Source organism: Streptomyces sp. NPDC056224 (assembly GCF_042267665.1).
Taxonomy (GTDB): domain Bacteria; phylum Actinomycetota; class Actinomycetes; order Streptomycetales; family Streptomycetaceae; genus Streptomyces.
Genome location: NZ_JBHJTK010000003.1, coordinates 237,168 through 259,554 on the forward strand (window position 1 = coordinate 237,168; position 22,387 = coordinate 259,554).

Here is a 22,387-nt window from a genome sequence, read left to right on the forward strand (position 1 = left end):
CCGGGAGCCGCCACGGGAACGACAACGGGGTCCTCACTCCCGTGGAGTGAGGACCCCGTGCCCGGTTCCGGCGGGCCGGACGGTCAGGCGGTCGCGGCGAGGGCGGTGACCAGCGCCGCGGTCACCTGCTCGATCTGCCACGGGCGGGCGCCGTAGCCCGCGAGGGCCTCGGCCACCGCTTCGGCCTCCCGCCGCTGCGGTGGTTCCCAGCACAGTCGGCGGACCGTGTCCGGGGTGATCAGGTTCTCCTGGGGCAGGTTCAGCTGCTCGGCCAGTGCGGAGACGGCGGTGCGGGCCGCCGACAGCCGCGCGGCCGCGGCCGGGTCCTTGTCGGCCCAGGAGCGCGGCGGCGGCGGACCGGCCGGGGTCGCCCCGGGCTGCGGCAGCTCGCTCTCGGGCAGGGCCTTCGCCCGGTCCACGGCGGCCATCCACTGCTCCAGCTGGCGCCGGCCCATCCGCTGCCCGTAGCCGGGCAGGGCGGACAGGGTCTGCACGTTCGCCGGGAGGGCCAGGGCGGCCTCGACGATCGCGGCGTCGCCCAGCACCTTGCCGGGTGACACGTCACGCCGCTGGGCGATCCGGTCCCGCGACTCCCACAGCTCCCGTACGACCGCCATCTGCCGGCGGCGGCGCACCTTGTGCATGCCGGACGTACGGCGCCACGGGTCCTTGCGCGGCGGCGCGGGCGGTGCGGCGGCGATGGCGTCGAATTCCTGGCGGGCCCATTCCAGCTTGCCCTGCCGGTCCAGCTCCTCCTCCAGCGCGTCCCGGAGGTCCACCAGCAGCTCCACGTCGAGCGCGGCGTAGCGCAGCCACGGATCCGGAAGCGGGCGGGTCGACCAGTCGACGGCGGAGTGGCCCTTCTCCAGCGCGTAGCCGAGGACGCTCTCGACCATCGCGCCCAGCCCGACCCGCGGGAAGCCGGCGAGGCGGCCGGCCAGCTCGGTGTCGAACAGGGAGGTGGGCACCATGCCTATTTCGCGCAGGCACGGGAGGTCCTGGGTGGCGGCGTGCAGGATCCACTCGGTGCCGGTCAGGGCCTCGCCGAGCGAGGAGAGGTCGGGGCAGCCCACCGGGTCGACGAGCGCGGACCCCGCGCCCTCGCGGCGCAGCTGCACCAGGTAGGCGCGCTGGCCGTAGCGGTAGCCGGAGGCGCGCTCGGCGTCGACGGCCACGGGGCCGGTGCCCGCGGCGAAGGCCGCGACCACTTCGGCGAGGGCGGCGGCGTCGGCGACCACCGGGGGGATCCCCTCACGGGGTTCCAGCAACGGAATCGGCGGCCCATCGGACGAACTGAGAACTTCGTCCGGGGGGCCGCCCCCGGTGGTGGTGCGCAGGTCTGCTGCGGTCTCTTGGGCGTCGGTCACCGGTCAAGGGTATCCGTGGATGCGACGCGCCCGTCGCCGGAACGTTCCGTCGACGGGCGCGGGGTGGCAGGCGGACGTATTCCCGGGGTTTCCCCGGGATTCGCCCCGGAGCCTCGGGGCGGGGTCAGTGGATGATCCCGGTCCGCAGGGCGACGGCGACCATCCCGGCCCGGTCGCCGGTGCCCAGCTTGCGGGCGATCCGGGCGAGGTGGGACTTGACGGTCAGGGCGGACAGGCCCATCGAGACGCCGATGGCCTTGTTGGACTGGCCCTCCGCGACGAGGCGCAGGACCTCGACCTCGCGGCCGGAGAGCTCTCGGTAGCCACCCGGGTGGCTCGGGGCACCCGGGGGGCGGCGGTGCATACGGGCGGCGGCGGCGCCGATGGGGGCGGCGCCGGGCCGGCTGGGGAGCCCGATGTTGGTCCGGGTGCCGGTGACGACGTAGCCCTTCACCCCGCCCGCGAGGGCGTTGCGTACGGCGCCGATGTCGTCGGCGGCGGACAGGGCCAGGCCGTTCGGCCAGCCCGCGGCGCGGGTCTCGGAGAGCAGGGTGAGACCGGAACCGTCGGGCAGGTGGACGTCGGCCACGCAGATGTCGCGCGGGCTGCCGACGCGGGGGCGGGCCTCCGCGATGGACGAAGCCTCGATCACGTCACGTACTCCGAGGGCCCACAGATGGCGGGTCACGGTGGAACGCACGCGCGGGTCGGCCACGACGACCATGGCCGTCGGCTTGTTCGGGCGGTAGGCGACCAGGCTTGCGGGCTGCTCGAGAAGAACGGACACCTAGGCCTCCTGGGGGAGTGGCGGGACGGCCGGCTCGGGGAAGGAAGCCGGTGCGAACCGTGCGGATGGTCACTGACTCCTTCGGCACGTCACCCGCCCGGCTTTAGGAAATGATCACGATTTGGTGAGTAACAATTCGGGCAATTCGGACGCACGATCGATCATAGGGTGATCAGAAGCCCACAACGGATGCCTGGTTTCGACACTCCGTTACGGGCTTCGCTCGGGCGTTCCCCGCCGCGGGCGCCCTTTTCGGGCCGGCTCGCGCGGCCGTACGGGCTCCGGGCCTACGGGTGGTCCCCGGGTCTACGGGCGGTGCGGACCGCGGCGCTGTGGCAGGGAGACCACGCCCGTGACGCTGTCCGTGGGCCCGACCGGCGGGAGCCCCGCGATCTGGCACAGCAGCTCGCACCAGGCCGACAGGTGCGCGGAGGTGTCCGGCACCCCGCCCACTCCCTCGCGCGGCGTCCACGAGGCCCTGATCTCGATCTGCGTCGCCGGCCGCCGCTCCGCGAGCCCGCCGAAGTAGTGCGAGCCCGCCATGGTCACGGTCCCGCTCGCCTCCCCGTACCCCAGCCCGCGCGCGTCCAGCGCTCCCGTCAGCCAGGACCAGCACACTTCCGGGAGGAGGGGGTCGGTGGCCATCTCGGGCTCCAGCTCCGCCCGTACGAGCGTCACCAGGCGGAAGGTCCCGTGCCAGGCTTCGTGCCCGGCCGGGTCGTGGAGCAGGATGAGGCGGCCGTCGGCCAGATCGTCCTCGCCGTCCACCACCGCCGCCTCCAGCGCGTAGGCGTACGGGGCCAGTCTCTGCGGCGGCTTCGTCGGGTCGATCTCGATCCCCGGGCGCAGCCGCGCCATCTTCAAGCCGTCGACCGCCCGCCGGAACGGGAGCGGGACGGAGCTCTCCTTCGCGCTGTCCGTGCCGTCAGCGCCATCTGAAAATCGTCCCTGAGCCGCAGCCATGCGGGGAAGACTAGGCGGAACGAGCGCCCCTGCGGCGCAGGGACACCCGCGCCGAGCCGGGCAACTCTTCATACGTGCGAAGATTTGGGTCGTGAGTGCCAACGATCGCCCCACGGGCCAGCCGAGTCAGACGTACGATTCCGCCTTCCTGAAGGCGTGCCGGCGGGAGCCGGTGCCGCACACCCCGGTGTGGTTCATGCGGCAGGCCGGGCGCTCGCTCCCCGAGTACCGCAAGGTGCGCGAGGGGACCCAGATGCTGGAGTCGTGCATGCGGCCCGACCTGGTCACCGAGATCACGCTCCAGCCGGTGCGCCGCCACAAGGTGGACGCGGCGATCTTCTTCTCCGACATCGTGGTCCCGCTGAAGGCCATCGGCGTCGACCTGGACATCAAGCCGGGCGTCGGCCCGGTCGTCGCCCAGCCGATCCGCCGCCGCGAGGACCTCGCACAGCTGCGCGACCTCACCCCCGAGGACCTCTGGTACGTCACCGAGGCCATCGGCATGCTCACGGGTGAACTGGGCTCCACGCCGTTGATCGGTTTCGCGGGTGCGCCCTTCACCCTCGCGAGCTACCTGGTCGAGGGCGGTCCCTCGAAGAACCACGAGCACACCAAGGCCCTGATGTACGGGGACCCGAAGCTGTGGGCGGACCTGCTGGACCGCCTCGCGGAGATCACCTCCGCCTTCCTGAAGGTCCAGATCGAGGCAGGCGTCTCCGCCGTCCAGCTCTTCGACTCCTGGGTCGGCGCGCTGGCCCCCGCGGACTACCGCCGCTCGGTGATGCCCGCGTCCGCGAAGGTCCTGGAGTCCGTCGCCTCCTACGGAGTCCCGCGGATCCACTTCGGCGTGGGCACGGGCGAGCTCCTCGGCCTCATGGGCGAGGCCGGCGCGGACGTCATGGGCGTCGACTACCGGGTCCCGCTGGACGAGGCCGTCCGCCGCATCGGCCCCGGCAAGGCGCTCCAGGGCAACCTGGACCCGGCGGTGCTCTTCTCCACCCCGGAGGCCGTCGAGGCCAAGACGGACGAGGTCCTCTCCGCCGCGGCCGGCCTGGAGGGCCACATCTTCAACCTGGGCCACGGCGTGCTCCCGACGACGGACCCGGACGCCCTGACCCGCCTGGTGGACTACGTCCACACCAAGACGGCCCGCTGAGCCGGACGGCCCGGCACGAAACGTCGGTACTGTGCCGTGCATGACATGGCGCAGGCCGACGTTTCGCATATCCGACGGACAGACCGTCGCCGGGGCCTGGTGCCTCGTCTGGCGCAAGCACGACTGGCTGGACGAGCACTACCCCGAGCACCTCTTCGTCTACGCGGACGGAGCCATCACCCTCGGGCAGTACGCGGCGACGGACCTGGCCGGGCTGGCGAAGCGGCTGGCCTCGGGAAAGATCACACTGGACCGGCCGGACGCGCGCGAGTGGCCGGACGAGTCGTCGAAGTGGGAGTCCCGCTCGCCTGAGCCGCGGACGGACGAGGGCTTCCTCCTGGAGGTCGCCGACGAGATCACCCGCCTCGCGGGCCGTCCGTCGGCCGGCGACCTGCTCTGGGAGGCCATCCGGTGCTACCAGCGCGAGACGACGGAGACCAACCGGTCCCTGCTCCGGGCTGCGTACCTCGCCGTCCCCCCGCACCTGCGGGTCTACGTCCTGGGCGACATGGACCGCCAGGACCGGCCGCTGCGGATCCTGGTGACCGACCTCGGCGAGTCCGTGGACGGGGACGGTCCGCTGGTGACGGAGGCGATGCACCACGACGCGCTCGCCTATTTCACGGCCCGGGACCAGGACGTCGCCCAGGCCGAGGAACGGCAGGCCGTCCGGTACGCGGACGACCCGGCCGGCGCCCCGCAGCCCCCGGTCGTCCTCCACGAGACCACCTATCCGGGGGGCTGGCCGGACGAGCTCGGCGACTTCGCGCTGCGCAACGACTACGACGCCCCCTTCACGTACGAGGGGGAGACCTACCCCACCGTGGTCCACGGGTACTGGGCCCGCTCCGCCGCCGGCCAGGACGACCACGACCGCATCCGCGCCGCCGTGACCGCCCGCGAGGCGCAGGAGACGGGCGGACGGGCGGCGCGGCGCGAGGACTGGGCCGCCGTGCGGCTCGCCGTCATGGCCGGACTGTTGCGGGCCAAGTTCGGGCAGCACCAGCGGCTCGCGGAGCTCCTGACCGCCACCGGGGAGGCCGCAATCCTCTACACCGGGCTTTCCGACGCCCCCTTCTGGCGTGACGAGGGCCCCCGCGGCGGCCGGAACTGGACGGGCCGTCTCCTGGAACTGGTCCGCTCCGAACTCCAGGCGGAGCGCTACACGCCCGCGGCCCGGACCGCTGAGACGGCCTTGCGGGCCGCCACCAGGACCGGGTCCCAGACCGGGGAGAACGGCGGGGCGTAGCCCAGGTCCAGGGTGACCATCTGGTCCACCGTCATGCCCGCCGTGAGGGCGACCGCCGCCACGTCCACCCGTTTCGCCGAGCCCGCGCCGCCGACGATCTGGACGCCGAGGAGGCGGCCCGTGCGGCGTTCCGCCAGCATCTTCACCGTCATCTCCGCCGCGCCCGGGTAGTAGCCCGCGGTGTTGGTGGAGGTGATCATGGCCGTCACGAAGCGCAGGCCCGCCTCCAGCGCGTCCCGCTCGCGCAGCCCCGTACGCGCGATCTCCAGGTCGCAGACCTTGCTGACCGCCGTGCCGACCACCCCGGGGAAGGTCGCGTAGCCCCCGCCCACGCCCGAGCCGATGACCTGGCCGTGCTTGTTGGCGTGGGTGCCCAGCGGGATGTGCCGGGTGCGGCCGGCGACCAGGTCCAGGACCTCCACGCAGTCACCGCCCGACCAGATGTTCTCGTGGCCGCGGACCCGCATCGAGAGGTCCGTGAGGATGCCTCCCGACGGCCCGAGCGGCAGTCCGGCCGCGCGTGCGAGGGCCGTGCGCGGCTCCACGCCGATGCCGAGCACGACCACGTCCGCCGGGTACTCGTCCCCCGTCGCCGTGGCCACCGCGCGGGCCCGGCCCTCCTCGTCGGTGAGGATCTTCGTGACCTCGGCGCGGGACACCGTACGGATGCCCATGCCGTTCATCGCGCGGTGCACCAGACCGCCCATGTCCGGGTCCAGCGTGGCCATCGGCTGCTCGCCGCGGTGCAGGACGGTGACCGCGTAGCCCCGGCCGACCAGGGCCTCCGCCATCTCCACGCCGATGTAGCCCGCGCCGACCACGACCGCCCGGCGGCCCCCCGACCGCTCCAGCCCCTCCTCGCGGCGCAATGTGGCCATCAGGCGCCGGCCGTCGTCCAGGGTCTGGATGCCGTGGACCCCGTGCGCCCCGATGCCCGGGAGCCGGGGCCGGACCGGGCGGGCGCCCGTCGCGAGGACGAGCTTGTCGTAGCCCGTCCAGGATTCGGATCCGCTCTCCAGATCGCGGGCGCGGACCCGGCCGCCCGCGAGATCCAGCTCCACCACCTCGGTCCGGGTGCGCACGTCGATGTCACGCGCCCGGTGCTCCTCGGGGGTACGGGCGATCAGGTCGTCCCGCTCGGGGACCAGGCCACCGACCCAGTACGGGATCCCGCACGCCGAGTACGAGGTGAAGTGCCCGCGCTCGAAGGCGACGATCTCCAGCTCCGCCGGGCCCTTGAGCCGCCTGGCCTGTGACGCGGCGGACATGCCCGCCGCGTCACCGCCGACCACCACGAGTCGTTCCGCCGCCATCGCCCGCACCGTCCTCTGCCGCCGTCGTCGCCTTCGGGGACACGCTACGGGCGCGGGTGCGCTCAGTCCTGCGCTTCGGCCCCGCTCCCGTCCGCGGTGGCCGACGCCGCCGGGGCGGCCTGGCGGGGCACCCGGGCCGGTGCGGGCCCCGCCGCCGCCTTCGGCTTCGCCGGGCGCAGCCTGCGGTACCCCCGGAACCCGAGCGCCAGCAGGCCCGCCGCCAGCGCGAAGGGCAGCACGGCGGCCGCGGCGAGCACCAGGTAGCGCACGAGCGTGGAGAAGACCTTCCAGCCGCCGCTCAGGGCGTCGCCGAAGCCGGGCTCCTTCTCCTTCGCCTTCTCCGCCCGCGGCGGGGCCGGCTCCGAGACCTCCAGCGTGATGGTCCCCAGCGAGGTCTGGTCCTTCAGCGCCGTCTGCTGCGCGAGCAGCGACTCCAGGTCGGACTGGCGCCGGCTGAGCTCGCTCTCCAGCATCACCACCTCGCTCAGCGCCGATGCCTTGCCCATCATCTCCCGCACCCGGGCCACACTGGCCTGCTGGGACGCGACCCTGCTGCCGATGTCGGCGACCTTCTCGGTGACGTCCTGCGCCTCGACCTTGCGGTGCAGGAGCTTGCCGCTGCCTTCCATGGCGCCGAGCACCGCGTCATAGCGTTCGCCCGGCACCCGGAGGGTCAGCGTGGAGGTCATCCGGCCGTCTCCGCCGCGTCTGGTGGACTCGTTGCCGACGTAGCCGCCCGCGCCGTCGGCCGCCGACCGGGCCGCCGCGAGGGTCTTCTGGGCGTCCGTCGTCTCGATGCCGAGGGTCGCCGTCCGGATGACGTTGGGGCGGACGGCGGGCTGCTGCTGCCCGTTCTTGTCGGCCGCGCCGGGCGCCGCCGCGGCTCCCTGCGCACCCTCCGGGGCCTTGCCCCCCTGGGCGGGCGCGACAGCCGCCTTCTCGCTCGCGCCGCCCCGGCTCCCGTCCGCGCCGCAGCCGGTGAGCGCGAGGGCTCCTGCCAGGGAAAGGGCGGCCAGGACCGCCGTGGAGCGCTGTCTGTGCGGAGTGCGCATCGTGTCAAACCCCCGAGGTTCGGCTGGTGTTGCCGTTTCGACGTACAGAATCCCGTCGCGGGTTTCACCTCCGGGGTTCCGGGCCGGTCCCGATGAGGTCACGGTCAGGCGTCGGTGACGGGTCTGAGACGATGTGTGCATGCACGAAGCGGACATGTGTACGGATCGACCCGGCCGGACCCGGCACGTCGTGGTCATCGGCGGCGGCATCGCGGGCCTCGCGGCGGCCCACCGGCTCCTCGCCGACGGCGTGCGGGTCACGCTGCTGGAAGCCGGGCCGCGGCTCGGCGGCAAGCTGTACGCCGGTGAGCTCGCCGGCGCCTCCGTCGACCTCGGTGCCGAATCCGTGCTCGCCCGCCGCCCCGAAGCCCTGGCCCTCGCCCGGGCCGTGGGCCTGGGCGACGCCCTGCAGCCGCCCGCCACCGCCACCGCCCAGCTGTGGACCCGCGGCGCCCTGCGGCCCATGCCGCGCGGGCACGTCATGGGGGTTCCCGGCGACCTGGCACCGCTCGCCGCCTCCGGGGTGCTCTCCGCGGAGGGCCTGGCCCGCGCCGAGGCCGAACGCACGCTGCCGCCCGCCGAGATCGGCGAGGACGTCGCGGTCGGCGAGTACGTCGCCGCCCGCCTGGGCCGCGAGGTCGTCGACCGGCTGGTGGAACCCCTGCTCGGCGGGGTCTACGCGGGCGACGCCTACCGCATCTCCATGCGGGCCGCCGTGCCCCAGCTCTACGAGGCCGCCCGGACCCACGCGCTGCTCGGCGACGGCGTACGGGCACTGCAGCACCAGGCACAGTCCCGGCCGGCCGGTCCGGTCTTCGCCGGCATCGACGGCGGCATCGGGCGGCTCCCGCTCGCCGTGGCCGAGGCCTGCCGGTCCGCCGGAGCCCGGATCGCCACCGCGACCCCCGTGCGCGAGGTCCTCCGCACGGCTGAAGGCTGGCGGGTCGTCGCCGGCGCCGAGGTCATCGAGGCCGACGGCGTGATCGTGGCCACCCCCGCCGGGCCCGCCGCCCGGCTCCTGGACGAGCTCGTACCGGCCGCCGCGGCCGAGCTGCGGGGGGTCGAGTACGCCTCCATGGCCCTGGTCACCATGGCCTTCCGGCGCTCCGACCTGCCGGCCTCCATCACCGGGAGCGGCGCGAGCGGGTTCCTCGTACCGCCCGTCGACGGCCGGACCATCAAGGCCTCCACCTTCTCCAGCAACAAGTGGGGCTGGGCCGCGTCGGATCCCGGGCTCTTCCTGCTGCGCACCTCCGTGGGCCGGTACGCCGACGAGACGGAGCTGGAACGGGAGGACGGGGAACTGGTCGAGGTCTCGCTCACCGACCTCGGAGAAGCCGTGGGCCTCGCGGCCCGGCCGGTGGCCTCCACGGTCACCCGCTGGGACGGCGGCCTGCCCCAGTACCCGGTCGGCCACCTCGGCCGGGTGGCCAGGATCCGCACCGCCGTCGCGGCCCTGCCCGGCCTCGCGGTGTGCGGCGCGCTCTACGACGGGGTGGGCATCCCGGCGTGCATCGCCAGTGCGGAGAAGGCCGCGGACGCGGTGATCGTCTCGCTGGGGGCGGGTTCGGTACCCCTGGCACAGACCACTGATCGGTACACGGGACAATAGACACATGACTGCACCAGAGAAGATTCCCAACGCGGGGAAGAAGGCGAAGGACCTCAACGAGGTCATCCGCTACACCCTGTGGTCCGTCTTCAAGCTGAAGGACGTCCTGCCCGAGGACCGCGCCGGTTTCGCCGACGAGGTCCAGGAGCTGTTCGACCAGCTGGCCGCCAAGGACATCACCGTCCGCGGCACCTATGACGTCTCCGGCCTGCGCGCCGACGCGGACATCATGATCTGGTGGCACGCGGAGACCGCGGACGAGCTGCAGAGCGCGTACAACCTGTTCCGCCGCACCAAGCTCGGCCGCGCGCTGGAGCCGGTCTGGTCGAACATGGCCCTGCACCGCCCGGCCGAGTTCAACAAGTCGCACATCCCGGCCTTCCTGGCCGACGAGACCGCCCGCGACTACGTCAGCGTGTACCCCTTCGTGCGCAGTTACGACTGGTACCTGCTGCCCGACGAGGACCGTCGCCGCATGCTCGCCGACCACGGCAAGATGGCCCGGGGCTTCCCGGACGTGCGCGCCAACACCGTCGCCTCGTTCTCCCTGGGCGACTACGAGTGGCTGCTGGCCTTCGAGGCCGACGAGCTCTACCGCATCGTCGACCTCATGCGTCACCTGCGTGCCTCCGAGGCCCGTATGCACGTCCGTGAAGAGGTGCCCTTCTACACCGGACGCCGCAAGTCCGTCGCCGATCTGGTGGCCGGGCTCGCCTGATACCTCCCCTGGGGGGAAGGGCCGGAGGAACTGACTACGTCCTCCGGCGGATCGGGAGGCCCTGCCCCCGAAACGACGCAGCCGGAGACCCCGCCCGGAAGTTCAGACGACTGGCGGCAGCGGTGCCCTGTGGGCGCTCGCTGCCCGGTCGTCCAGCGACACCGGTGCGGGCTCCGGATGCGGCGGACACGTGACACGCAGTACCGCGGTGTCACCTGTCAACAGATACCGCTCCACGTGACGGTCCACGCAGTCATCGCGTCCGCGTCCGCCGGCCACTGCGTGGGCGGCGGACCCGCGTCCCCGTGACCAGCGCGGCCCCGGCGCCGAGCCGCCGAGCCGCCGCTGTGGTTCCAGTGCGTCCGGGCCGGGGGCCGCCCCGTCCCGTTCCGCCGCGACGTCCCGAGTGCGGGACAGCGGGTCCGGCTGCGCCCCGACGTCCACCGGTCGCAGCCGCGCGCACCGCCCGTCGCGTTCCCGGCGGGCGGCCCGGACCGGGGAGCGGGACCACCCGCGGGCCCGGACCGGGGAGCGGGACCCACCCCCGGTTGCCGCATCAGGAGCTGCTGGAGCTGGAGCAGCTGGAGCCCGAGGAACTGCTGCAACTCGAACTGCTGCCGCCGGAACAGCTGGAACTGCCGCCCGAGCAACTGGAGCTACTGCTTCCGGAGCAGCTGGAGCCGCTGCCCCCGCAGCTGCCGCCGGAGGACCCGCAGCCCGGTCCCGAACCCGAGCCGCAGCTCGAACCGCCCGCTCCGCCCCCGCCACCGTCGCTCCCGGCGCACCAGACCACCGGCAGGATCTCGGCGGAGGACGCGTACGGCGAGCCCGGGTCGGAGCCGTGCGGACGGGACCGCGACTGGGCCGCGGCCAGCCGGGTGCCGCGCGCTGCGGGCACCAACTGCCCGCGCAGGTAGGGGTCCCGCAGACCCCGCAGGCCGAACAGCGCGGTCTGCACGTGCGGGGTCCGGTCGTTCGCGTACCGCGCGCGGAAGTCGCGCAGCGCCCGCCGCCCGGCCGGGGTGATCCGCCGTCCGGCCCGGGCCGCGCAGATCCCGCCCGCCAGGATCCCGAGCAGGAGGACGGGCAGCACCTTGGCGATGAACGGCACCTGTGCGCCGGGGTCGACGGCGAACCCGACGAAGGTGAGCGGCAGCGACACCGGCACGAGGAATCCGCACACGATGGCCTGGGCCAGGCCCCAGCGCCGCCAGGTCCGCCCCCATCCGGGCGGCGAGAGCAGCCCGCGGGCGGCCAGCGCGTCCCCGGTCTCCTGGACGGCCGGGTCGAGCATGGCGGCGTAGCGCAGCTGGTAGAGCCATCCCGACGGCGCGCGGCGGTGGGCATGCAGGACGGCGCGCTCGGCGGGGTCGCCCGCCCGCGCCCCGGGGCCGAGGTGGACGATCCCGGGGCCGCCCATGATCAGCCGGCCGTCCCCGAGCATCGAGACGAGGGCGGTGTCGACGACGTTGCCCGGTCCGCCCGTCATGAACGCGGCCTCGGACAGGTCGTGGAGGGACGGCGCGGGGCCGGCCGCCCGGGGACGGGCCCGGCGCAGGCCGAGGAGCAGCAGGCCGCTGGAGGCGGCGACGGTGATCCAGAGGGCGAGGGCGAGGAGGTTCACGCCGCCCTCCCCACGAGGGCCCGGGCCCAGCGCGCCACCCGGCCGGGCGGCCGCGCCCCGGCCCGGTCGCGCCACCACGCGGTGAGCCGGCGCCGGGCGGCCGGGTCGGCCGGCAGGTCCTGGATCAGCAGGTGCTCGGCGAAGTCCAGCGCGTCCCGGCGGTATCCGCCGGTCATGGGACGGCCCTTGGCGTAGGCGAGGAAGGCGGTGCGGTACAGCGCGTCGCCGCCCAGGATGACGGGCAGTTCGGGAGCCAGCCTGGCCACCACGTCGGCCCGCTTGGCGGCCAGCGCCCGGGCCTGCACCCGGATCCGCTGCCGGTCGAACCCCTCGGGCACGGGGGTCCCCGCCACCAGCGCCGACAGCAGCGCGGCCTGCGCGGGCCCCACGCGGGTACGCGCGGCCTCGTCGTCCCCGGCGGGGCGGGGATCCGCCGCGGCAACGGGCCGGTCGGGTGCTTCGGGTGCTTCGGGTGCTTCGGGTGCTTCGGGTGCTTCGGGTGCTTCGGGTGCGGCGGAGGCGGCGGGTCCGGCAGGGGCGCCGGGGGCGGCGGGTGCCGAGGCCGCGCCGGCCGTCAGTACCGCGCGGATCGCCGTCAGCTCGCCGGCCAGCTCCGCCTCCGGCGGGAAGTCGTCGTCCCGCTCCAGGAGGACGCCCGGCGGGTCCACCCGGGAGCGGAGCCCGGCGAGCACGTCCAGGACCACCGGCGGCACCGGGTGCGCGTGCGTGTCGTGCCAGACACCGCCCCGCTCGATCCCGCCCGCCACGTGCACGTACGCCAGCGCCTCCAGCGGGATCGCGTCCAGCACGGCGGCCGGGTCCTCGCCCCGGTTGACCCGGTTCGTGTGCAGGTTGGCCACGTCGATGAGCAGCCGCACACCGGTCCGCTCGACCAGCTCCGTCAGGAACTGCCCCTCCGTCAGCTCCTCGCCGGGCCAGGAGATCAGCGCGGCGATGTTCTCCAGCGCGAGCGGCACGGGCAGGGCGTCCTGCGCGATGCGCACGTTCTCGCACAGGACGTCCAGCGCGTCGCGGGTGCGCGGCACCGGCAGCAGGTGGCCGGCCTCCAGCGCGGGCGAGGAGGTGCGGACGAAGGCGATGTGCTCGGTGACGAGCGGCGCCCCCAGCGCCACCGCCCGTTCGGCGAGTGCCACCAGCTTCGCAGGGTCGGGGCGGTCGGCGCCGCCAAGGCCCAGCGAGACCCCGTGGGGCACGATGCGGGTGCCCCGCTCGCGCAGCCTCAGCAGAGCCTCGGGCAGGTGGCCCGGGCAGATGTTCTCGGCCACCACCTCGACCCAGTCCAGGCCGGGCAGCCGCTCGACGGCGTCCGCGATCTCCGGCCGCCAGCCGATGCCCACCCCCAGGTGTGCCATGGGCTTCATGTCCTTCGCCCCCCTCCCGGCGCATGTCGTCGCGCCGTGTGCCGAAGTGATGGCCCCGGCGGAGTCGGGCCAACCGCGAAGCGGGACGTTCAGAGCAACATTTGAGGTTCCGCCGGACCTGGCCGGATCCGTCAGAGCCGCGTCCGCAGGGCCGGGTGGTCGGAGACCACCGTCGCGCTGCCGGGAGCGATCTCGGTGAAACCGGCATCGCGGACGACCGGCAGACCGCCGGCGCTCAGATCCGCCCACCGCTCGCGCGGCGCCGTCCGCACCGCCAGTGCGAAACCGGACTCCTGCCAGGCGGCCCGTTCGTCGTCAGTCAGCTCCCACCACGCCAGCTGCGCCGCGTGCCCGGCCTGGGCCATCGCCTTGCCCGCCGACATGTCGAGACCGGGGTTGAGCCACAGCACGGGAAGGTCCGGCCCGGTGGCCGCGGTGACCGGCTCCGGGTCGTCCAGATCGGTGCCCGACACCTGGAGCTTGGCGAGCTCCTTGGGCCAGCCGTCCAGGGGTACCGGCGGGAAGACCCGTACCTCCGAGGTGTCACCGTGCACCGTGACGCCGGGCAGGGTCTGCGCCTTGCGCCACTCCGCCCCGCGCGCCCGCCGGACCACCTTGCGGATCCGCGCGTCCTGCCAGTCGCGGACGGCCTCGGCCCACTCGCCCTCGCCCCGCGACCGCTCGTCGGTCAGCAGGACCAGCACCGCGCGGGCCGCCGTCTCCAGTGCGTCCGTCCGGGCGGGCGGCTCGGTCTTCTCGATCCGCACCACCAGCGGCAGGACGAACTGCGGGGCCTCGTCGCGCAGGACGTGCTCCTGCCGGAAGGGGCTGTCCGCCCCGACCGCGGGTACGCCGGTGGTGTCGTCGGTGTGCTGGCTGCTCATCCCGCCAAGGATGCCAGGCTCAGCCTGCAGGATGATGCCCCGGGTGGGTGCTCCGGGTGAGGATCGGGGCCATGAAGAGTGATCTTTTCGCGTCCGAGAACCTCGTCCAGGCAGCCGTCGCCCCCGGGATGACCCTGCAGAACGCCAAGTCCGTGAAGTACGCCGTCAACGGCGAGATGCTGGCCCGCCAGGGCTCGATGGTGGCCTTCCGCGGGAACCTCCAGTTCGAGCGCAAGGGCCAGGGCATAGGCGGCATGCTCAAGCGCGCCGTCACGGGCGAGGGCCTGGCTCTGATGTCCGTACGCGGCCAGGGCGAGGCCTGGTTCGCCCACCAGGCGGGCAACTGCTTCATCATCGACATCGAGCCGGGCGACGCGCTGACGATCAACGGCCGCAACGTGCTCTGCTTCGACCCGACCCTGTCCTACGAGATCAAGATGGTGAAGGGCGCCGGCATGACCGGCGGGGGACTCTTCAACAGCCTCTTCACCGGCAGCGGCAAGCTCGCCGTGGTCTGCGACGGCAGCCCGATCATCATCCCGGTCACGGCGCAGGCCCCCGTGTACGTGGACACGGACGCCGTGGTCGGCTGGAGCGCCCAGCTGGAAACGGGCCTGCACCGCTCCCAGTCGGTCGGCTCGATGATCCGCGGCGGCTCCGGCGAGGCCGTCCAGCTGAAGCTGAGCGGCGAGGGCTTCGTCATCGTCCGGCCCAGCGAGGTGACCGAAACGGTGGCGGGGCACTGAAGCTCTCCGGGGTGGCCCCGCCGCTACGGACGGGGGCGGCCCTCGGCTGCCTGCCGGCCGTGGTCACCGCGGGCTCCCCGGCCCGGGTGGCGGTGACCGGGCTGGTCACCGGCTCGGCGCGGCCGCCGGCCGGCGCTCTCGCCGGGGCCCTGGCGCTGGCCTCAGCGGCGGGCGCCGTGGCCTGCCTCGTCAGCGCGCGGCGCGGCTGAGTAACCTCGTACGCATGGATCAGCCGGACGAAACCGCGTCGTACTGCCCCGCTCCCGCCGCCCCGGCCGGGCGGGTGGTGGGGCCGCCGTACGCCGACTGCCCGGAGTGCGGCAAACCCACCGAGTACGGGGTCGCGACCCCGGGCAGGGTGCTCTGCCCGGTGTGCGAGTGGCAGGACGCGCAGCGCACGGCCTGCTCCGGCTGAACCCGAGGGCTACTTCCCGATCAGCTCGGAGACCTTCACGAAGCGGTAGCCCCGCTTGCGCAGCTCCGGGACGATCTTGCGGACGGCCTCCTCGGTGACCGGTGCCGCGCTGCGCGTGCAGTGCATGACCACCACCGAGCCGGGCTTGACGCCCGCGAGCACCTGTTCGGCCACCGCGTCCGGGTCCTTGGCGAAGGCGTCACCGCTGACCACGTCCCACTGGACGGCCGTCACCTTGGCCGTGGACAGGGCCCGCAGTGCCGGGTCGTCGTAGCACCCGCCGGGGAAGCGGAAGTAGGGGACGGTGTTGACCGCCCCCGCCTTGTGGAAGGCGGCGAAGGCCCGGTCCACGTCCGCGCGGGCGGCGGCGCCGTCGAGCGCGGGCAGTCCGTAGCAGGGGGACTTGAAGGCGTAGTGGCTGTACGAGTGGTTCGCGATCTCGAAGTTCGCGTCCGTGCCGATGGACTTCGCCTGGTCCGGGTACTCCTCGGCCCAGCGGCCCGTCATGAAGATCGTCGAGGGCACCTTCAGGGTGCGCAGCGCCGAGATCAGCTGGGGGTTGTCGAAGTGCTCCCCGTCCGCGGCGCGCGGCCCCTGGTCGGCGGTCATGTCGGCGTCGAAGGTCAGCGCCACGGTCTTGTCGCCGCTCTGCTTCGTCCGTTCGAAGACCGGGGTCAGGCCGCCGGGACCGGGTGCCATGGTCGGGGCCTTGCCGGGGGCGCCGGCCTGCGGGGCGGCGGAGGAGGATGACGGAGCGGAACCGGCCGTCGGCGGCGAGGCGGGGGCGGGGGCGGTCGCCGCGGGCGTGCCCATACGGGCGGCCCGGCCGGCGTCCGGGGTGCCGGCGCCGCCCCCGCATCCCGCGAGGGCGGCACTGAGGGCGGCACTGAGGACGGCCACGGCCGCCGCTTTGCGCACAGAAATGGTCACACGGGCAAAATATATGACTATCCGGCAAGTAGTCGTGCGCGGCACTCCCCGACGTCGAAGTCACCCTTCGGACGCACGGGGCCGATGCCCTGCGGAGGCTACGGCGCCGGCTCGTGCGCCTCGCGGTGCACCTCCCGGTGAGCGGCCCGGCGAGCGGCCCGCAGGGCGACCCGCTCGCCGACGGGGACGCGCGGCGGCTCGCGCGTCGGTCGCGAGGTCACTGCCAGGGGCCCGTCACCGCGAAGGTGGTCCCCGGGGCGTAGGCGTTGACGTACATCGTCCGCCCGTCGGGGGAGAAAGTGACCCCGGCGAACTCCCCCCACTCCGGGGCGCCCGGCCGCCCGATGTCCTCGGCGTTGCGGGCCACCGGGTAGACCTCGCCGCCGACCGTCACGCCGAACACGTACTGCGCCCCGCCGCCGTCCTCACACACCATCAGCCCGCCGTCCGGGGCCAGGCAGATGTTGTCGGGGGAGTCCCCGGGCAGCTGGACGTCGGTGGCCGGGCCGAAGAGCACGTCCAGCCGGAGCCGGGCGCGCAGCGGATCGTAGAACCACACCTGCCCGTGGTGGTCGGCGCCCGCGCCCTCGCGGGTACGGGCGTAGCTGGAGACGAAGTGGACGCCGGGCCGCTGCGCGGCGGCGCCCCAGTAGCAGCCCTCCAGTTTCTGCGCGTGGGTGATCCCGCCCGGCCCGAAGTCCTGGAACCGGATCGCGGTCCCGGCCGCCGAGGGATCCGGTACGGGCACCCACTCCACCGGGAACTCGGCCCCGGGCTCGTCCACCACCGCCAGGTCCGCCAGCCCCGGCACGCGCAGCGCCTGCAGGGCGCCGCCGGCCCGCAGTGAGCCCGGTCCGCCGAGGGGGCGGGCGGGCAGGAAGCGGTAGAACAGCCCGAAGGGCTCGACGAAGGCGTCCTCGGTCTCGTACACGACCCCGCGGTAGGGGTCCACGGCGACGGCCTCGTGCGCGAAGCGGCCCATGGCGGTGAGCGGGACGGGGCCCGGGCGGCGGGGGTCCGCGGGGTCCACCTCGAAGACGTAGCCGTGGTCCTTGGTGTAGCCCGCGGTGCCCGCGCGGTCCTCGGTCTCCTCGCAGCTCAGCCAGGTGTTCCAAGGGGTCCGGCCGCCCGCGCAGTTGACGGCCGTGCCGGCGAGGGCGACCCGCTCGCCGGTGACCGCACCCGCCGGGTCGATCTCCAGGACGGTGCAGCCGCCGAGGGCGTGGGGGTCGTAGGTGAGCCCGTCGACGGCGGGGACGCGCAAGGCGGCCGTGGTGCGGTTCTCGTGGTTGCGGACCAGCCGCACGCGGCCGCCCCCGGCGCGGAAGGCGGCCATGCCGTCGCAGTTGGCGGGGACGGCGCCCTCACCGGAGCGCAGCGGGTCGCCCGCGCGGGAGAGCACCCGGTAGGTGAACCCGGCGGGCAGATCGAGCAGCCCGCGCGGATCGGGCAGGAGCGGCCCGTAGCCCCGGGTCGGCCGGGCGGCGCCGGCCCGTCCGGTGAAGAGGGCGCCGAGCGCCCCGCTGAAGGCGATCCCGCCTGCGGCGAGCAGGCTGCGTCGGGTCACGGACATGGGCAACTCCCCGTGGCTGAACTGGAGATGTTCCCCCCAGCTGCCGCCGGGGGTGCCCCCCGGCCCGTGGTACCACGCGGCACGCTCCGGCGGGGCGCGCCCCGCCGGAGCCGTGGCGGATCAGGCGGATCAGACGAGCTTGGCGCTCAGGGTGATGGTCGTGCCCGTCAGGGCCTGGCTGACCGGGCAGTTCTTCTTGGCGTCCTCGGCGGCGGCGACGAAGGCGTCGCTGTCCAGGCCCGGGACCTCGCCCTCCGTGGTGAGGTGGATGCCGGTGATGCCCTTGCCGGGTACGAAGGTGACCGCGGCGGAGGTGGTCAGCTTGGCCGGCGGGTTCCCGGCCTTCGCCAGTACGTTCGAGAAGGCCATGTTGAAGCAGCTGGAGTGCGCGGCGGCGATGAGCTCCTCCGGGCTGGTCCGCCCGTTCGCGGCCTCGTCGGTGCGCGCGGGCCAGGAGACGGGGTACTCGCCGAGGCCGGACGAGTCGAGGGTGACGACGCCCTTGCCCTGGAGCAGGTCGCCTTCCCAGACGGCGTGTGCGTTGCGTGTGGCGGCCATGGTGGATCCCTTCGCAGAAGTGGAAACAGCCGGACCCCCGAAACGGCCCGGCGTGCCCAAACCTACTGCGAGACCAGGGGCTTCGCGTCGCGCGCGAGCGCGGTGAGCCGCGAGATGGCCCGGAAGTACTTCTTGCGGTAGCCGCCGTTCAGCATCTCGTCACTGAAGAGCCGGTCGAAGGGGACCCCGGAGGCCAGGACGGGCACCTCGCGGTCGTACAGGCGGTCGGCCAGTACCACCAGCCGCAGGGCCGTCGACTGGTCCGGCACCGGGCCGACGTCGGTCAGGCAGACCGCTGAGATCCCGTCGGTCAGCGCGCCGTAGCGGCTCGGGTGGACCCGGGCCAGATGGTCCAGCAGGCCGGGGAAGTCGTCCAGGCTCGCGCCCTCGGTCGCGTACGCGGCCTTGGTGACCTGCTCGTCGGAGAAGGGGGCCGGAGCCTGGGGCAGGCCGCGGTGGCGGTAGTCCTGGCCGTCGATCCGCAGCGGCCGGAAGTGCGCCGACAGCCCCTGGATCTCCCGCAGGAAGTCCGCGGCGGCGAAGCGGCCCTCGCCGAGCTTGCCGGGCAGCGTGTTGGAGGTGGCGGCCAGCGCCACGCCCTGTTCGACCAGACGGCTGAGCAGCGAGGACACCAGGACGGTGTCGCCCGGGTCGTCCAGTTCGAACTCGTCGATGCACAGCAGCCGGTGCCCGCCCAGGGTCTGCACCGTCTGCTGGAAGCCGAGTGCGCCGACCAGGTTGGTCAGCTCCACGAAGGTGCCGAAGGCCTTGAGCGCGGGCTCGGCCGGCGTGGCGTGCCACAGGGAGGCCAGCAGGTGGGTCTTGCCGACGCCGTAGCCGCCGTCGAGGTAGACGCCGCGCGGGGCGGCCGGGGCCGCCGCCTTCTTGGTGAACCAGCGCTTCTTGCCGGCGCCGCTCGCGTGCGCACCGCCCAGACCGGCCGCGAAACCGCTGAGCACGGTGACGGCCTCGGCCTGGCTCGGCTGGGACGGGTCCGGGTCGTACGTGTCGAAGCGCACCGAGTCGAAACGCGGCGGCGGCACCATCTCGGCCACCAGCCGTTCGGCGGGTACCCGCGGCTCGCGGGCGCACAGGGCCTGGGGTCCCGCATCGGCTATCGGGGGCCGACCGTACGGGGCACCGGAGGTGGAGAGTGATGTTGACACAGCACTCAACTCTACGGGGCGTGGCACACTGCACCGATGCGACGCCTGTTCCCTGTGACCGATCAGACACCAGGCCAGTCCCGGGCCGCGGCCGACCGGGAGTGGTCGCTGGACGAACTCGCGGAGGCCTACGCGTACCCCGCCCTGGGCGAGGGTGCCCACTGGCTGCGGGCCAACATGGTCTCCACCCTGGACGGCGCGGCGCAGCACGACGGCCGTTCGCAGCCCATCTCCGGCGAGACCGACATGCGGATCTTCGGCACCCTGCGGGCGCTGGCCGATGTGGTGATCGTCGGCGCGGAAACGGTTCGCCAGGAGGGCTACCGCCCGGCCCGCGCGCGGGAGGCCTTCGCCGCCCGCCGCGCGTCCGCCGGGCAGGGCCCCGCCCCCGCCATCGCGGTGGTCACGGCGAGCCTGGACCTGGACTTCACGCTGCCCCTGTTCACCTCCCCGCTCGCGGCGACCCTGGTCGTCACGGGGGCCGCCGCGCCCGCGGACCGGGTGGCCGCGGCCCGGGCGGCCGGCGCCGAGGTCGTGGTGGCGGGCGACGGGGCGGGCGTGGACCCGGCCCGCGCGGTCCGGGAGCTCGCCGGGCGGGGGCTGCGCCGCCAGCTCACCGAGGGCGGGCCGCGGCTGCTGGGCCAGTTCGTGGCCGCCGACGCGCTGGACGAGCTGTGCCTGACGATCTCGCCGATGCTCACGGCGGGGGATGCCCAGCGGATCGCGGGCGGCCCCTCCGTCACGGTTCCGCACCGGCTCGCGCCCGCGTGTGTACTGGAAGAGGCCGGGTTCCTCTTCACGAGCTACCGTCGGATCTGACAAGGGGCGGAATTTGCCGTTCCGCTTAGCTTTCGCTGGGCACATATACCTGCGCAGGCCCCGTGTGACAGCGGGGCAGGATGGTTTCCGCAGGGGCCGGCCACCCGGCCTCGGCCCATGAAGGAGAGGGCGTCCGTGTTCACGAGCGTATTGATGATCGAGCAGCCGCTGACCACGGTGGACGTGGACTTCGTCACCACCCTGCACGGAGACGACCAGGTCTCCTTCGTCGTCCTCCTGCAGCCCCGGGGCGACCAGGACCGGCTGCTGCGCGCCATCGACGACGTAGCGCTCGGTGAGCTCCCCGAGGCCATCCGCGAGGGCGACGAGCCCGAGGGCGAGGCCGCCCGCGGCCCCGCGGCACACGCCCTCGCGCACTCCCTGAACGCTTTGCGGCAGAAGGGCGCCAACGCCACCGGGCAGCTCGTCGAGGAACACCCGCTCGACAAACTGAAGAGCGTCGTGGAGGAGACCGGGGCCGACGAGGTGATCGTCCTGACCGCCCCGCACTTCGTGGAGGAGTTCTTCCACCGGGACTGGGCCTCCCGGGCCCGCCACAAGGTCGGCGTTCCGGTGCTCAAGCTCTTCGCCCACAACGAATAGGCTTAGGCACTCAGAGCCCCACGCGCACACGTACCGAACTCGATCCTGGAGCGACCTGAATGAAGCCCGGCCTGCCGACCGCCATGGAACGGCCCCACTTCATCGGCATCGGCGGCGCCGGCATGTCCGGCATCGCGAAGATCCTGGCCCAGCGCGGCGCACAGGTGGCCGGCAGCGACGCCCGGGGGGATTCCGAGACCGCCCAGGCGCTGCGCGCCCACGGCGCCACGGTCCACGGCGGCCACGCCGCCGTCCACCTCGCCACCGACTCCACCTGCGTGGTCGTCTCCAGCGCCATCCGCGCCGACAACCCGGAGCTGGCGCGCGCCGCCGAACTCGGCGTCCCCGTGGTGCACCGCTCCGACGCGCTGGCCGCGCTGATGGACGGGCTGCGCCCGATCGCCGTCGCCGGCACGCACGGCAAGACCACCACCACCTCGATGCTGGCGGTCTCCCTGTCGGCGCTGGGCCTCGACCCCTCGTACGCCATCGGCGGCGACCTGGACGCCCCCGGGTCCAACGCCCACCACGGCGAGGGCGACATCTTCGTCGCCGAGGCGGACGAGAGCGACCGCACCTTCCACAAGTACACCCCGCAGGTCGCGATCATCCTCAACGCGGAGCTCGACCACCACGCGAACTACGCGTCGATCGAGGAGATCTACGAGTCCTTCGAGACCTTCGTCTCCAAGGTCGTGCCCGGCGGCACGCTCGTCGTCGCCCACGGCCAGGAGGGCGCGGCCGAGATCGCCCGCCGCGTCGCCGGCCGGGAGGGCCTGAACGTCGTCACGTACGGCGAGGAGCCCGAGGCCGACGTCCGGATCACGAAGATCACCCCGCGCGGGCTGACCAGCGAGGTCACGGTCGTCCTCGACGGCCGGATGCTCACCTTCACCGTCTCCGTGCCCGGCCGCCACTACGCGCACAACGCCGTCGCGGCACTGGCCGCCGGCGTCGCCCTCGGCATCCCGGCGCACAACCTCGCCTCCGCCCTCGGCAAGTACACCGGGGTCAAGCGCCGCCTCCAGCTCAAGGGCGAGGCGGCCGGCGTCCAGGTGATCGACTCCTACGCGCACCACCCCACGGAGATGACCGCGGACCTGGAGGCCATCCGCGGCGCCGCCGGGGACTCGCGCATCCTGGTCGTCTTCCAGCCCCACCTCTTCTCCCGCACCCAGGAGCTGGGCAAGGAGATGGGCCAGGCCTTGGCCCTGGCCGACGCCTCGGTCGTCCTCGACATCTACCCGGCCCGTGAGGACCCGATCCCCGGCGTCACCAGCGAGCTGATCATCGCCGCCGCCCGGGCCGCGGGCGCCGACGTCAGCGCCGAGCACTCCAAGGAGGCCGTCGCCGACGTCATCGCGGGAATGGCCAAGCCCGGTGATCTCGTTCTCACCATGGGCGCGGGCGACGTCACGGATCTGGGGCCTCAGATCCTCGCCCGCCTGGCGAACTGAGGGAGCGGGAAGG

At 73.8% G+C, this 22,387-nt stretch carries 22 protein-coding genes; 10 read left to right on the plus strand and 12 right to left on the minus strand.

The window, feature by feature from the left end:
* Positions 1–83: 83 nt before the first annotated feature.
* The 3 genes from ACFCZ1_RS06680 to ACFCZ1_RS06690 form a co-directional block, all read right to left on the minus strand.
* Positions 84–1,367 (minus strand): HRDC domain-containing protein, encoded by a 1,284-nt coding sequence (locus ACFCZ1_RS06680; protein WP_376677278.1) that lies wholly within the window; start codon positions 1,365–1,367, stop codon positions 84–86.
* A 124-nt stretch (positions 1,368–1,491) separates the two neighbouring features.
* Positions 1,492–2,154 carry a response regulator transcription factor gene (locus tag ACFCZ1_RS06685; RefSeq protein WP_069922445.1) on the minus strand — a complete coding sequence of 221 codons (663 nt, stop codon included), beginning with the start codon at positions 2,152–2,154 and terminating at the stop codon, positions 1,492–1,494.
* Between the two features lie 306 nt (positions 2,155–2,460).
* Positions 2,461–3,117: a DUF3000 domain-containing protein gene (locus ACFCZ1_RS06690; protein ID WP_376677279.1), complete on the minus strand. Its 657-nt coding sequence runs from the start codon at positions 3,115–3,117 to the stop codon at positions 2,461–2,463.
* A 91-nt stretch (positions 3,118–3,208) separates the two neighbouring features.
* On the opposite strand from ACFCZ1_RS06690, the gene hemE reads away from it, so the two are divergent.
* Positions 3,209–4,273: a uroporphyrinogen decarboxylase gene (gene hemE, locus ACFCZ1_RS06695; protein ID WP_376677280.1), complete on the plus strand. Its 1,065-nt coding sequence runs from the start codon at positions 3,209–3,211 to the stop codon at positions 4,271–4,273.
* A 40-nt stretch (positions 4,274–4,313) separates the two neighbouring features.
* Positions 4,314–5,522, plus strand: coding sequence for an NADAR family protein (locus tag ACFCZ1_RS06700; protein WP_376677281.1), 1,209 nt, complete (start codon positions 4,314–4,316; stop codon positions 5,520–5,522).
* On the opposite strand, the gene ACFCZ1_RS06705 is transcribed toward ACFCZ1_RS06700, so the two are convergent.
* A complete protein-coding gene (locus ACFCZ1_RS06705) occupies positions 5,435–6,835 on the minus strand; it encodes an FAD-dependent oxidoreductase (RefSeq protein WP_376677282.1) in 1,401 nt (466 codons plus the stop codon). The two genes, ACFCZ1_RS06700 and ACFCZ1_RS06705, sit on opposite strands and share 88 nt — an antisense overlap.
* 62 nt (positions 6,836–6,897) lie before the next feature.
* Entirely contained in the window at positions 6,898–7,887 is a 990-nt protein-coding gene (locus tag ACFCZ1_RS06710; RefSeq protein WP_376677283.1) for a DUF4349 domain-containing protein, read from the minus strand.
* A 154-nt stretch (positions 7,888–8,041) separates the two neighbouring features.
* Here ACFCZ1_RS06710 and hemG point away from each other — a divergent pair, with 154 nt between their 5' ends.
* The gene (gene hemG, locus ACFCZ1_RS06715) at positions 8,042–9,499 is read left to right on the plus strand and encodes a protoporphyrinogen oxidase (protein ID WP_376677284.1); all 1,458 of its coding nucleotides are present in this window, start codon (positions 8,042–8,044) and stop codon (positions 9,497–9,499) included.
* A 4-nt stretch (positions 9,500–9,503) separates the two neighbouring features.
* Positions 9,504–10,217 (plus strand): hydrogen peroxide-dependent heme synthase, encoded by a 714-nt coding sequence (gene hemQ, locus ACFCZ1_RS06720; protein ID WP_376677285.1) that lies wholly within the window; start codon positions 9,504–9,506, stop codon positions 10,215–10,217.
* A gap of 556 nt (positions 10,218–10,773) precedes the next feature.
* Here hemQ and ACFCZ1_RS06725 read toward each other — a convergent pair.
* From ACFCZ1_RS06725 to ACFCZ1_RS06735, 3 genes are all read right to left on the minus strand, one after another.
* Positions 10,774–11,841, minus strand: a complete 1,068-nt coding sequence (locus tag ACFCZ1_RS06725) for a TIGR04222 domain-containing membrane protein (protein ID WP_376677286.1) — start codon at positions 11,839–11,841, stop codon at positions 10,774–10,776.
* Entirely contained in the window at positions 11,838–13,223 is a 1,386-nt protein-coding gene (locus ACFCZ1_RS06730) for a DUF692 domain-containing protein (RefSeq protein WP_376677287.1), read from the minus strand. Before ACFCZ1_RS06730 ends, ACFCZ1_RS06725 begins: the two co-directional genes overlap by 4 nt.
* A 131-nt stretch (positions 13,224–13,354) precedes the next feature.
* Positions 13,355–14,107 (minus strand): aminoacyl-tRNA hydrolase, encoded by a 753-nt coding sequence (locus ACFCZ1_RS06735; RefSeq protein WP_376677288.1) that lies wholly within the window; start codon positions 14,105–14,107, stop codon positions 13,355–13,357.
* A 71-nt stretch (positions 14,108–14,178) separates the two neighbouring features.
* On the opposite strand from ACFCZ1_RS06735, the gene ACFCZ1_RS06740 reads away from it, so the two are divergent.
* Genes ACFCZ1_RS06740 through ACFCZ1_RS06750 form a run of 3 tightly spaced genes read left to right on the plus strand, consistent with a single transcriptional unit; the run spans position 14,179 to position 15,268 of the window.
* The gene (locus ACFCZ1_RS06740; protein ID WP_376677289.1) at positions 14,179–14,853 is read left to right on the plus strand and encodes an AIM24 family protein; all 675 of its coding nucleotides are present in this window, start codon (positions 14,179–14,181) and stop codon (positions 14,851–14,853) included.
* A gap of 11 nt (positions 14,854–14,864) precedes the next feature.
* Complete coding sequence (locus ACFCZ1_RS06745) at positions 14,865–15,062, plus strand: hypothetical protein (RefSeq protein ID WP_376677290.1); 198 nt, start codon at positions 14,865–14,867, stop codon at positions 15,060–15,062.
* Between the two features lie 14 nt (positions 15,063–15,076).
* Positions 15,077–15,268, plus strand: a complete 192-nt coding sequence (locus ACFCZ1_RS06750; RefSeq protein ID WP_376677291.1) for a hypothetical protein — start codon at positions 15,077–15,079, stop codon at positions 15,266–15,268.
* Positions 15,269–15,277: 9 nt separating this feature from the next.
* On the opposite strand, the gene ACFCZ1_RS06755 is transcribed toward ACFCZ1_RS06750, so the two are convergent.
* The 4 genes from ACFCZ1_RS06755 to zapE form a co-directional block, all read right to left on the minus strand.
* Positions 15,278–16,198 carry a polysaccharide deacetylase family protein gene (locus tag ACFCZ1_RS06755; protein ID WP_376677292.1) on the minus strand — a complete coding sequence of 307 codons (921 nt, stop codon included), beginning with the start codon at positions 16,196–16,198 and terminating at the stop codon, positions 15,278–15,280.
* Positions 16,199–16,415: 217 nt separating this feature from the next.
* Entirely contained in the window at positions 16,416–17,771 is a 1,356-nt protein-coding gene (locus ACFCZ1_RS06760; RefSeq protein ID WP_376677293.1) for an alkaline phosphatase PhoX, read from the minus strand.
* 129 nt (positions 17,772–17,900) lie between these two features.
* Positions 17,901–18,329, minus strand: coding sequence for an OsmC family protein (locus ACFCZ1_RS06765; protein WP_376677294.1), 429 nt, complete (start codon positions 18,327–18,329; stop codon positions 17,901–17,903).
* 62 nt (positions 18,330–18,391) lie between these two features.
* A complete protein-coding gene (zapE, locus tag ACFCZ1_RS06770) occupies positions 18,392–19,495 on the minus strand; it encodes a cell division protein ZapE (RefSeq protein ID WP_376677295.1) in 1,104 nt (367 codons plus the stop codon).
* A gap of 36 nt (positions 19,496–19,531) precedes the next feature.
* Here zapE and ACFCZ1_RS06775 point away from each other — a divergent pair, with 36 nt between their 5' ends.
* From ACFCZ1_RS06775 to murC, 3 genes are all read left to right on the plus strand, one after another.
* Positions 19,532–20,314 (plus strand): pyrimidine reductase family protein, encoded by a 783-nt coding sequence (locus ACFCZ1_RS06775; RefSeq protein ID WP_376677296.1) that lies wholly within the window; start codon positions 19,532–19,534, stop codon positions 20,312–20,314.
* A gap of 135 nt (positions 20,315–20,449) precedes the next feature.
* Complete coding sequence (locus ACFCZ1_RS06780; RefSeq protein ID WP_376677297.1) at positions 20,450–20,917, plus strand: indole-3-glycerol phosphate synthase; 468 nt, start codon at positions 20,450–20,452, stop codon at positions 20,915–20,917.
* Positions 20,918–20,976: 59 nt separating this feature from the next.
* Positions 20,977–22,374, plus strand: coding sequence for a UDP-N-acetylmuramate--L-alanine ligase (gene murC / locus ACFCZ1_RS06785; RefSeq protein WP_376677298.1), 1,398 nt, complete (start codon positions 20,977–20,979; stop codon positions 22,372–22,374).
* Positions 22,375–22,387: the final 13 nt, after the last annotated feature.